The following is an 11,383-nucleotide window of genomic DNA, read 5'->3' on the forward strand; positions in this document are numbered from 1 at the left end:
CGGGATCCCGTACGCCCGCCCGCCGGTCGGCGAGCTGCGGTGGAAGGCGCCGCAGCCGCCGTCGCTGTCCGGCGGCGTGCACGTGGCCACCGAGTACGGCCCGCACGCGATGCAGTCGCCGGACCCGATGAACCCGGCCGCGGTGTGCGACGAAGACTGCCTGTACCTCAACGTCTGCACGCCCGAGGGCCCCGCGCCGGAGGGTGGCTGGCCGGTGCTGTTCTGGCTGCACGGCGGCGGTTACCGCGTCGGCCACGGCGAGCAGCTCGGGGACGGCGAGGAGTTCGCGCGGGCCGGGATCGTCGTGGTCACGATCAACTACCGGCTCGGCTCACTCGGCTTCCTGCATCTGCTCGATCTCTTCGGCGAGTCCGAAATGGACGCCGGCGTGTGCGGGTTCCTCGATCAGGTCGAGGCGTTGAAGTGGGTGCGCCGCAACATTTCCGCGTTCGGCGGGGATCCGGCGCGGATCACCGTCTACGGCGTTTCGGCGGGCGCGAAGAGCGTCGGGAACCTGATGGGCAGCCCGCTGGGTGCGGGGTTGTTCGCGCAGGCCATCAGCAGTTCCGGCGGCGCGGACCACGTCGCGACCCCGGAAGCCGGGACGGCGCTGGCGCGGCGGCTGCTGGACGAGGTCGGCTGCCACGACATCGCCGCGTTGCGGTCGCTGCCGGCCAAGGAGTTCGTCGAGGCGCAGGAACGGATCCTGAGCGGGTTCCAGGCGTTGTGGCTCTGGCGCCCGACGTTGCACCCGCGCGTGCTGCCCGAGGTGCCGATCGGGCCGATCCGGCGGGGGAGCGCGGCGGGGATCCCGCTGCTGGTCGGCTGCAACAGCAACGAAGGCAGCACGTACGCGATGATGCTCGGCGACGACGTCGCCACCGCGCCGGCTTCCGGGGTGCTCGCGGGCATCCTCGGCGATTCGAAGGCTTCGCGGCTGCTCGAGACGTACCTTCGCCGCGTCCCCGACCTCAAAGCGGCTCGAATTGCCGCCATGGGCGACGAGCGGTACGGCATCCCGACGCAGCGGCTCGCCGATGCCCAGTCCGCGCACGCTCCCGTGTACCGCTACCGGATCGACATCGCCGCGCCCGGCGTCCCCGAGCAGCTCGACGGCGGCCACGGGACCGAAACCACGATGGCGTGGAAGGTTCCGCTTCCGTTGGCCGCGCAGGGAACCGCCGTGAATCCGGCGCGCGAACGGGCGGCGCTGCTCATCCACCGTTGCTGGGTGGGGTTCGTGCGCTCCGGCGTCGCGTCGGCCGACGGTCCCGAATGGCCGCCGTACGGGCCGGAACTGCGGCCGGTCATGGTGTTTCGCGAGGACACCGATCTGGTTCTCGATCCGCGGGCGAACGAGCGCGCGGCCTGGGGTGACGTGGAGTGGGCTTCGGGGACGTGGTTCCCCGTGACCTGAATCGGCCGTCCGAAGCTCTACCCCTGTGAGTGACGACGTTCGAACGAGCGTTCGAGTAGCGTGATCGTCGTCCGGCTCATCCAGGGAGGCAGGTCATGGACGCGTACCGAGTTTCGGCAGGGTCAACGTCATCGCGGCGGTCGTCAGCCAGCTCAGCAGGTCGGTCAGGGGGATGCGCGAAAGCCGTTCCGGCCACTCCTCCGCCACGGCGTGCAGCACGAGTTCGTCGTGCCGCGGCTCGACCTTCGTCAGCCTGGTGCCCGGCGGGAGCTCCGGCAACGGCAGCTCGATGGGCCGGAACCACTTCGGTGCCGGCAGTTCCTTCTGTCCGATGTGGAGGGTCTGGGGCAGGAGCACCACGGCGTCGTCCGCGACTTGGGGGCGAAGGGTCAGATGGCCCCAGCGCGGGCGCTTGGCCCAGTGGATCCGGAGCAGCCCGTTCCCGGCCGGGGCCGCGACGATCCCGGGCCGGGCCGCCGCCACCCGTTCCCGCAGCACGTCCGCGGACACGGCGATCTGCAGCCGCACCCGGGCGGGAATGGCGGCCGGCGTGGGCAGCGAGCGGAGGCGGACGTCTTCGGCGATCACGATGACCCGGCGCAGCGGAATGCTGCGGCCGTCTTCTTCGGGTTCCGGCCAGTCGACGTCTTCGGCGACGATCCGGACGTCGCCGATGCGCCCGGTGGCCAGCCGGAGGCTGTCGGCCGGGTAGTCGAGCTCGGCGAGGGTGAGGCCGACTTCGCGGTCGCCCACCTTCGTGGTCAGCCTGCGCCCGACGAGCTGTTCGGTGACGGTGCGCGCCAAGGCGGCCGGCGTGACCGGGACGTTCGGCAACAGCGAACGCCCGGCCGCGGCCAGCCCGGCCAGCTCAGGCCACGGCGACCAGCCGTCGAACCACCTGCCGTCGCTCATCCGTCCAGTGTCGCCCACGGACACCATCGGCGGCGACGGCGGGTGGTCCGCGCGAGGCCCAGCGGATCGCCTCCGGTCACCGGCCCGCGAAGCGGGCGATGATGCCGGTGACGACCAGCCAGAACACCGCGGCCAGGCCGAAGTCGAGGATCACGGCCAGGCTGGGGCTGTCCACCGGGAACAAGCCAGGCCAGAACAACGCGAGAGGAACGGCCAGTGACTTGATGAACTGGAAGAAGGAGTTACCGGCGTTGGCGCCGGCCAGCACCATGATCATGTAGAGAATTTCGATCCCCGCGAAGATCGCGCCGATCGCCGTGATGACCCGCACGGCCGTGTTCCGTCTGGTGGTGGTTCGCCAAGGAGACATGCCGCGAAAATTCCCGCATCAGGTGACGGCTCAAACGCTCCAAGCCCAAGGTTGCGCCGTTTGGCCGCTTTCGTTGCTCTCCGCCAACCGTCCACCACAGGAAGTGACCACCCCGCGAAGGCCCTATCCACCTGCAGTGCAGGTGCGCAGCTACCGGCCGACCTGCGGCGCAGCGCAGATGCGCGGCTACCCGGCGACCTGCGGCAAGCGCGCGGCTACCCGACCGCACGTGTCGTCCACGCAGATACGCATGCGATCCACCCCGGTTCGGGTGTCGTCCATCCCGGTACGCATGCCGCGCGCCTGGGTACGGACGCGGCCGGCTCGGCTGCGTTGTAGTTCGGCCGTCCAAGGCTGCATCCCTGCCCCACCGAGCAGTGTCCGCAACGCTTCTCGATCTCCGTCAGCGCGCCGGGATGGGCATTTGGTCAGCCCATTCATGCGCGGTCTTCCACGACCCGCAGCGATCAGCCAAGTCGCGTCACGGAGCACCAGCGCGCAGCTTCGACCACCGCCCACGCCTTGCCCGTCAACTCACCGCGACCAACCCGGCACCACGATCAGAAGCCAGAAAAACCGCCTGCAGTACTAAGCGCACACCCCCACAGCCTCACCGAGCAGCCGGGCAATGGCCCAGTCCTGCACAGCAAGCCCCACGGACTTGAACACCGTCCGCCCACCCACCACCGGCGGCCGGCGCAAAGCCGACCCCAGCTCGATCAGCTCCTCCCGATCGAGAAGCCCGGCGTCAACAGCATGGATCACCTCGCCCGCCTCCTCCAGAACCGCACCGACCTGATCCACCACCACACATCCAGCCGTGGCGAGCAATTCCGCGGGAAGCTCCCGCATGGAGGGCAGATAAGACCCGATCGCGTTGACGTGAACCCGTTCCGGCAAGTCGTCAACAGCAAAGAGAGGAGCCTCGGACGAGGTAGCACAACAGACGATCTCAGCGTCGCCAACCGCGTCGGCCGCGGTACGTGCCACCCGCACCACCATCGGCGGGAACTCGGCCCGCAACCGGTCCGCCAACGCCGAAGCGCGCGAAAAGTCCCGGCCGTACACCGCCAGGTGACGCACCGGGCGCACCGCCGCCACCGCGCACACCTGGTCGGCGGCCTGGGCGCCGGTTCCGAGCAACGCCAGACTGCGAGCCGAGGGCTCGGCAAGCAAGTCCGTGGCCACTCCGGACACCGCGCCGGTGCGCAGTGTCGTCACCTCGACCGCGTCGGCGACCACCTGGCCGGCGGCGGTGTTCCACACCAGCGTGCCCAGGATCATCGGCGTGCGGCCGGGGACCAAGTTGAGCGTCTTCACCACGGTCGTCGACGTCGGCGTGTGGCAGGCGGTCATCACGAGCGTCGTCGCTCCGGCGAAGGACAACCGTTGCGGCACCACGAAACGGCCGGCCGCCAGGTCGAGGAACGCCGCGCGCACCGCGCCGACCGCGGCCGGCATCGGCACCGCTCTCCGGACTTCGTCGGCGTCGAGCATGTGCGGCCCCTCCGGCGTCGGATCTGCCGCTAGCCTGGCCGCATGTCCGAGGTCAGGCAAGAGGAGCAGCGGTTCTTCCGCGACGACTGGTACGGGGAGGAGATCACCGGGCGGCACTACGTGCGGTGCGAGTTCCACGAGACCGACCTCTCGGAGGCGGTCACCCGGAACTCGGTCTTCACCGACTGCAAGTTCGGCAACGTGCGCTTCAACGCGTCGCGGCACACGGACTCGGCGTTCACCGGCTGCGCCTTCACGCGGTGCAACTTCTTCGACGCCGAATTCACCGGGTGCAAGCTCGTCGGCGCCACGTTCACCGAGTGCGGGCTGCGGCCGTTGCGGGTCACCGGCGGGGACTGGTCGTTCGCCGGGCTGGCGGGTGCCGACCTGCGGGCGGTCAGCTTCCAGGGCGTCCGGATGCGGGAGGCCGACCTCACCGGGGCGGACTGCGCCGGCGCGGTGTTCGCCGACGTCGACCTGTCCGGGGCGCTGCTGCACGCCGTCAAGCTGCCGAAAGCCGAGCTGCGGGGCAGTGACCTCTCGGCGCTCGACCCGCTGAACGCCGAGCTGGCCGGGGCGATCGTGTCACCCGAACAGGCTGCGGTGCTCGTCACGTCGCTCGGGCTGCACGTCCGGGCGTAGGCTCGTCGCGATCGGGAAGGGAGCGCCGCATGGGTGTCGTGACACCGGGTTTCCAGGGCCGGGCGCGCAGTGGCAACCCGCGGCTGCCACCCGGGCAGTACCTGGCCGAGGACTTCCCGGTGCTGTCGGCGGGCCCGACGCCGCGGGTGCGCACCGAAACGTGGGAGTTCACCGTCACCACCGAGACGGGTGAGAAGCACACCTGGAGCTGGGCCGAGCTGATGGCCCTGCCCAGCGAGAAGCCCACTGTGGACATCCACTGCGTCACCCAGTGGTCCAAACTGGACACCCGCTGGCGCGGCGTTTCGATCGACACGCTGGTCGGCGGGCTCGACACCGAGGCGGACTACGTCATGGTGCACGCCTACGGCGGGTACACGACGAACCTGCCGCTGGCCGACCTGCTCGACGGCCAGGCCTGGATCGCCTACGAATACGGCGGCAAGCCGCTGACGCCCGAGCACGGCGGCCCGGCGCGGCTGCTCGTGCCGCACCTGTACTTCTGGAAGTCCGCGAAGTGGGTGCGCGGGCTGGAGCTGAAGACCCGGGACGAGCCGGGCTTCTGGGAGAACGCCGGCTACCACGACTACGGGGATCCATGGCGCGAACAGCGGTATCAGGGCGACTAGCCTGGCGGGTCGCCCGCCTGGCCGCATTCCGCGACGAGACGCCGACGGCGCGCACGCTCGTCTTCGACCTGCCCGGCTGGCCGGGCCACCTGGCGGGGCAGCACGTCGACGTCCGGCTCACGGCCGCGGACGGCTACCGCGCGCAGCGCAGCTACTCCCTCGCGGCGCCCGCGGACGGCGACCGGGTGGAGCTGACCGTGCAGCGCGTCGCCGACGGCGAGGTGTCCGAACACCTCACCGGCCCGTACGCGATCGGCGACCCGGTCGAGATCCGTGGCCCGATCGGCGGCTGGTTCGCGTGGCGGCCGGCGGATCCGGCTCCGGTCCTGCTGATCGCCGGCGGCTCGGGCATCGTCCCCCTGATGGCGATGATCCGCGCCCGTCGCGCGGCGGGTGTCCGGACGCCGTTCAAGCTGATCTACTCGCTGCGCACCCCCGCCGAGCTGTACTACGCGGACGAGCTGCGCACGCCGGTGGCGGGCCTGGACGTGACGTACGTGTACACGCGCGAGCTCCCCGAAGGCCGGGCGGGCATTCCGCGCCGCATCGACGTGGCGACGATCAACACGGCCGGCTGGCCGGCGGAGTTCGGCGCCGCGTGCTTCGTCTGCGGCCCGACGGGCTTCGTGGAGACGGTGGCGGACATCCTGGTCGCCCTCGGCCACGTTCCGCACCGGATCCGCACCGAACGCTTCGGTCCGAGCCGCGACTGAACGCCGCACAGGCATCCGATGAATAGGGGGACCGCTTGCTCCGGTGAGCGGGAATTTATCGACATTGCGCGCGAGAGATCCTATCTTTCGACCATGCTGACCAAGTGGGGCTCGACGCGGCGCCGCACCGTGGTGACCGTTCTCCTCGGCGCGGGCGCCTTGCTCGCCACGACCGGCCCGGTGGCCGCGGCCAACCCCGATGCCGCCGGCCAGGACGTCTACGTTTCGCCCAGCGGCTCCGATCGGGCCTCCGGCGCCGCCGGACACCCCGTCCGGACGCTCGAGCGCGCCCGCGACCTCGTGCGGCAACGCGCGCCGCACCTGACCCGGGACCTCACCGTCCACCTCGCGCCCGGTGTCTTCCGGCTGACCGCCCCGCTGCGGCTCGACGCGCGGGACTCCGGCGGCAACGGCCACCGCGTCATCTGGCAGGGCAGCGTCACCGGGCAGGGCAGTGTCACCGGACAGGGCAGTGGCGGCACCGAGCTGAACGGCGGCGTGCGGGTCACCGGCTGGCGGCCGGTGCCGGGCCGTCCGGGCCTGTTCGCCGCCCCGGCGCCCGCCGGGCTCGACAACACCCGGCAGCTCTACGTCGACGGCGTCCGCGAGCAACGCGCCCGCGGTCCGCTGCCGGTGACCGTCAAGGCCACCGCCACCGGCTACACCGCCAGTGCCGACACGCTCGCCCACTGGCGCAACCCGAAGGACGTCGAGTTCGTGTACGTCTCGGGCGAGGCGCTGTGGAACGTCCAGCGCGACGGCCTCGGCCAGTGGACGGAACCGCGCTGCCCGCTCGCCGCCGCCGAAGACACGACGATCACCATGGCCAACCCGTGCTGGGACAACTCGACGAAGCGCGTGCTGTTCCCCGACATCCCCGGCCGCAGCGTCAACATGGTCGGCCCGGCCGACCTCACCAACGGGCGGCACCCCACCTACGCCGAGAACGCCTTCGAACTGCTCGACACCCCCGGCGAGTGGTACCTCGACCGGTCCGCCCACGTCGTCTACTACCTGCCGAGGCCCGGCCAGGACCTGCGTCGCGCGGACGTCGAAATGCCGGTGCTCGAGAAGCTTCTCGACGCGAAAGGCACGGCCGCCGCGCCGATCCACGACGTCGCCTTCCGCGGCTTGCGCTACTCCTACGCGACCTGGCTGACGCCGTCTTCTCCCGAAGGGTTCTCGGAAATCCAGGCCGGCTACACGATCACCGGCGCCGACGGCTGGGCCGTGCAGGGGCTCTGCCAGTTCGTGCCCGGCGGCACCTGCCCGTACGCGTCGTGGACGCGGGAACCCGCCAACGTCTCCGTCTCGCACGGCCGGAACGTCGAATTCAGCGACAGCGTGTTCGCCCACCTCGGCGGCGCCGGGCTGGATCTCGTCGACGGCACCAAGGAATCCCAGGTGCGCGGCGACATCTTCACCGACATCTCCGGCAACGGCGTGCAGATCGGCGGGGTCGACAAGCCCCTTACCGACACCGACGCCGACGTCGTGCGGGACGTCCGGGTCACCGACAACCACCTCTACGGCCTGCCGCGGGAATTCCACGGCGGCGTGCCGATCGTCAACGGCTACACCGTGCGGAACACCATCGCCCACAACCAGATCGACCACGTCGGCTACTCGGCGATCTCCGTGGGCTGGGGCGGCTGGCCGGACAAGATCAAGCGCCCCGCGACGCCGAACCTGTCGCACGACAACGTCGTCTCGGACAACCTGATCTTCGACTACATGCAGATGCTCGACGACGGCGGCGGCGTCTACACCCAGGGCATCACCGGCAGTTCCCTGGACGACGGCGAAAAGGTCACCGGCAACGTCATCCACGGTCAGTGGGGACTCGGCAAGGGCGTCTACACCGACAACGGCAACACGTACGAGACGATCCGCGGCAACGTCCTCTACGACATGGCGTACGCCAACGTCGGCACGGTGCACGTCGACTACCGCGACGACCTCGGCAACAACGACCCGACGCTGACCGAGGGGAACTACTGGGAGCAGGGCGACCGCGACAAGGTCGACAAGGGCGCGATCACCCGCGGCAACCACCTCCTGGCGAACCCGGCGGACGCGCCGTCCGCGATCGTCGCGAACGCGGGCCTCGAGCCGGCCTACCGCGGGCTGCTCACCCGCCAGGTCGGCGGCCGCGCCCCGGCCGAAGCCCCGTCGCGCGTCGGCACGTTCGCCGTCGCGGGAAAGCTGTACGCGACTTGGAACCCGACGTTCGCCTTCAACAACGCACCGGTGACGCACTACGTGGTGACGGCCTCGGGCAGCGGCCGCACGTACTCGGCCACGGTGACGGCGGCCGACTTCGCGAAGCGCGCGTACGCCGAAGTGCCCGGGCTGACGGACGGAACGCCGTACACGGTGACAGTCGCGGCGCGCAACGCGTACGGAACGAGCGAGCCGTCGCTGCCGTCGGCACCGGCGACGCCCGGCCCGAAACCTGGTGCACTGCCGGGCATCCCGACGAACGCGCGGGCGTTGCCGAGCGCAACGGCGGCCTCGATCCGCTGGAACCCTCCGGCGGCGACGGGCGACACCCCGGTCCTGGCGTACGTCATCACGGTGTCCGACGGCCGCACGATCCCGGTCCAGGGCCGCGACGCCCTGGTCACCCAGCCGACGATCAAGGGCATGACCAGGGTGGTCGACGGCCTCCACCCGGCCACGGCCTACACGTTCACGGTGGCCGCGGTCACGGCGACGGGAACGGGCCCGGCGGCCACGTTCACCGCCACGACGGCCGCTGCCTGAGCCCGTCCGGCCTCGTTGTCCACAATCCAGCAGCCGTGTGGACAACGAGGCCCGGTCAGCCTCGTTCCCGGCTTTTCCGCACACCGCAACCGATACGCTGGACCCGGGGGGCGCCCCTACGTGGTCTGTCAAGCCGCAGCGGCGGCGAGCCAGGCAGATGAGGGCGGCGTTGTGCTTCTTGCCCTCGGCTCGTTTGCGGCCGTAGTAGGTCCGGCTGGTCGGGTCGGACAGGGCGGCGAAGGCGGTGAAGGCGGCGAGGAAGAAGGCGCGTTTGGGCTGGCGGTTGCCGGTCCGGGCCCCCGGTCAGCCGGCGTCCGGGCGTGAAAGCAGCTCCCGCAGTGTCGCCAGCAGCTCCCGCCGGTCCGCCGCTCCGAGCTTGCCGCGGATCCGGGCCATGTGGTGCTCCACCGTCTTGCCCGAGATGAACAGCTTGCTCCCCGCCTGCTTGTACGTCAGCCCCTCGACGACCAAGCGGGCCACCTCCAGCTCCCGCTCGCTCAGCGCCGCCAGGCCCGCTCCCGCCGCCGGTTCCGATGAGGCGCCGGGTTCGCGGCGGGCCGCCGTTCCCTGGAACTGACGGGCCGCCTCGAGGAGCTGGACCATCGCCTTGCGGTCGGACGTGCGGATGGCCGCCTGGCCGGCCAGGCGCGCCGCGTCCCAGCGGAGCCCCAGGTCGTGCAGTTCCGCCGCCGCCGCGCTGATCGCGTCCGGGTCGAACGTTCCGCCGAGGACCGCCAGCCAGCCCTGGGCCGCCGTGGCCAGGGCCCGGGGGTGGCGGCCGCAGTGGGCGTGGGTGGTCAACGTCGCCAGGTGGGCCTTGACCGCGTCCGCGTCCTCCAGCGTGATCGCCGCGTGGAGCTCGTGCCACACCAGTGAAACCGTCCACAGTGGAGGCTCGCCGAGGCGGGCGAGCAGGCTGTGGGCGCGCTCGAACTGGCCGGATAGCTTGGCGAACGCGCCGGTGCGGGCCGCGGCGATCGCCAGCTCGCCCAGCGGCAGCAGCGTGAACAGGTCCGTCTGCTGCCGCATCGAGGCCTGGTACGCCCGGTTCCACGACCGCTGCAGCCCGACCAGGTCGCTCGCCCGGCGCGCCAGGCCGAGCTCCAGCGTCGCGAAGAACAGCTCGTCGCGCGCCTCCAAAGCGCGGCCCGCGACGGCGTCGCGGTGTTCCGCCGCCGTCGCCAGGTCACCCGCCGTCATCGCGACCCAGCCGAGCAGCAGCCGGTGCCGCACGGCCAGGAGGTCGCCGCCGGTGCCGCCGTCGAGCGCCCGGCTCAGCACGGACTCCGCCAGCGCCAGCTCGCCGGTGTGCAGGGCGACGAGCGCGGCCAGCGCGGCCGGGCTGTCCGGCAGCAACATGCCGCCGAGCGCGGGCTCCAGCATCGTGGCCGCGCCGAGCAGCGTCGACAACGTCTCCGTCGCGCAGCCGGACACCGAATCCACGATGCCGCGGGCCATCCGGGTGGCCGCGCCCGCGAACAGCGTCGGCGCGACACCGGGCGTGGGGGAGTCGAGCAGCCGCCGGGCGCCCTCGATGTCGCCGGTGCCGACCAGGGCCGTCGCCGAGAACGCGTCGGCGCGGCCCGCCCAGTGGTACAGCTCGGCGCTGCGGGCCAGTTCGCCGCGGTGCGCCAGCACGGTCGCCGCGATTTCCGCGCCCGCGGCGCGGGTTTCCGCGTCGGCCGCGCCGAGCATCCCGTCGCCCAGCCGCAACGCGGTGTCGAGGTCGCCGGACAACGCGGCCGCGCGCGCCCAGCCCGCCGTGACGGCCGCGGAGCGGTCGCCCGCTTCGGCGGCGGCTTCGAACAGCCGCGTCGCCAAGCGCGCGTCGGAGGGCAGCGCTTCCCCGGCCGCCGCGGCGAACGCGGCCGCCGCGGAGGCGCCGGAACTGCCCGTGCCGAGCAGGGACCGGGCCAGGTCGAGCACCGGGAGGCCGTTCGCCAGCTGCAGTTCGACCAGCCGCTGCACCGTCGTGAGGCGGCGCGCGGGCGGCCCGAAGTCGCGGACGGCGGCCGCGGCCAGCGGCAGCAGCGTGTCGTCGGGGGCGAGCAGGCCGGTCGCGCGGGCGCCCTCGACGATGGCGGGCAGCTGGTCGGGACGCCGGTCGAGCAGCGCGCACAACAGGTCCAGATTGCGCCCGGCGCCGGCTTCGGCCGCGATCAGGTAGCGGAGGACGTCGTCGTCGAGCTCGTCGAGTTCGGGCCGGAACTCCTCCAGCCGCCCGAGCAGCGCGCGCTCGGCCAGCCGCGGCACGCCGCCGCTGCGCGCGTGCAGCTCGGCCGCGGCCCGCGGGTCGGCGGGCGCACCCGTCGCCGCGGCCATCAGCCGCGCCACGTCTTCGACACCGAGGGGGCCGAGCGGCAACAGCGTCCACCCGGGCGCCACCGCGGCCGGCCGGTGCGCGACGACGATCGGGCCGTCCGCGCCGGCGAGCAGG

Annotated in this window: 9 protein-coding genes and 1 pseudogene; 5 read left to right on the top strand and 5 right to left on the bottom strand. The window is 71.9% G+C overall.

The window, feature by feature from the left end; translation table 11 throughout:
• Nucleotides 1-1,417 (top strand): carboxylesterase/lipase family protein (locus CCN39_RS33995; RefSeq protein WP_086849003.1); only part of this gene is annotated, 1,417 nt, incomplete at its 5' end.
• Between the two features lie 93 nt (nucleotides 1,418-1,510).
• Here CCN39_RS33995 and CCN39_RS34000 read toward each other — a convergent pair.
• From CCN39_RS34000 to CCN39_RS34010, 3 genes are all read right to left on the bottom strand, one after another.
• On the bottom strand, nucleotides 1,511-2,329 hold the full coding sequence (locus CCN39_RS34000; protein ID WP_086849007.1) for a hypothetical protein: 819 nt from the start codon (nucleotides 2,327-2,329) through the stop codon (nucleotides 1,511-1,513).
• A 76-nt stretch (nucleotides 2,330-2,405) separates the two neighbouring features.
• Nucleotides 2,406-2,660: a hypothetical protein gene (locus tag CCN39_RS34005; protein WP_086849009.1), complete on the bottom strand. Its 255-nt coding sequence runs from the start codon at nucleotides 2,658-2,660 to the stop codon at nucleotides 2,406-2,408.
• Between the two features lie 627 nt (nucleotides 2,661-3,287).
• The gene (locus CCN39_RS34010) at nucleotides 3,288-4,196 is read right to left on the bottom strand and encodes an ornithine cyclodeaminase family protein (protein ID WP_086849011.1); all 909 of its coding nucleotides are present in this window, start codon (nucleotides 4,194-4,196) and stop codon (nucleotides 3,288-3,290) included.
• Nucleotides 4,197-4,238: 42 nt separating this feature from the next.
• Between CCN39_RS34010 and CCN39_RS34015 the strand changes: the two genes are divergently transcribed.
• From CCN39_RS34015 to CCN39_RS34030, 4 genes are all read left to right on the top strand, one after another.
• Nucleotides 4,239-4,838 carry a pentapeptide repeat-containing protein gene (locus CCN39_RS34015; RefSeq protein ID WP_086849013.1) on the top strand — a complete coding sequence of 200 codons (600 nt, stop codon included), beginning with the start codon at nucleotides 4,239-4,241 and terminating at the stop codon, nucleotides 4,836-4,838.
• A gap of 29 nt (nucleotides 4,839-4,867) precedes the next feature.
• Nucleotides 4,868-5,467, top strand: coding sequence for a sulfite oxidase-like oxidoreductase (locus CCN39_RS34020; protein ID WP_043775574.1), 600 nt, complete (start codon nucleotides 4,868-4,870; stop codon nucleotides 5,465-5,467).
• A complete protein-coding gene (locus CCN39_RS34025) occupies nucleotides 5,437-6,180 on the top strand; it encodes a ferredoxin reductase (protein ID WP_086849015.1) in 744 nt (247 codons plus the stop codon). Before CCN39_RS34020 ends, CCN39_RS34025 begins: the two co-directional genes overlap by 31 nt.
• Before the next feature lie 93 nt (nucleotides 6,181-6,273).
• Nucleotides 6,274-8,946, top strand: coding sequence for a fibronectin type III domain-containing protein (locus tag CCN39_RS34030; protein WP_086849017.1), 2,673 nt, complete (start codon nucleotides 6,274-6,276; stop codon nucleotides 8,944-8,946).
• Nucleotides 8,947-9,081: 135 nt separating this feature from the next.
• Here CCN39_RS34030 and CCN39_RS49655 read toward each other — a convergent pair.
• Both CCN39_RS49655 and CCN39_RS34035 read right to left on the bottom strand, forming a co-directional pair.
• Nucleotides 9,082-9,243, bottom strand: a pseudogene (locus tag CCN39_RS49655) (IS110 family transposase); the annotation flags it as partial.
• A 6-nt stretch (nucleotides 9,244-9,249) separates the two neighbouring features.
• The coding region (locus CCN39_RS34035; RefSeq protein WP_208630500.1) for a helix-turn-helix domain-containing protein at nucleotides 9,250-11,383 on the bottom strand (2,134 nt) is incomplete at its 5' end.

The sequence above is a fragment of the Amycolatopsis kentuckyensis genome (assembly GCF_002155975.1).
Taxonomy (GTDB): Bacteria; Actinomycetota; Actinomycetes; order Mycobacteriales; family Pseudonocardiaceae; genus Amycolatopsis; species Amycolatopsis kentuckyensis.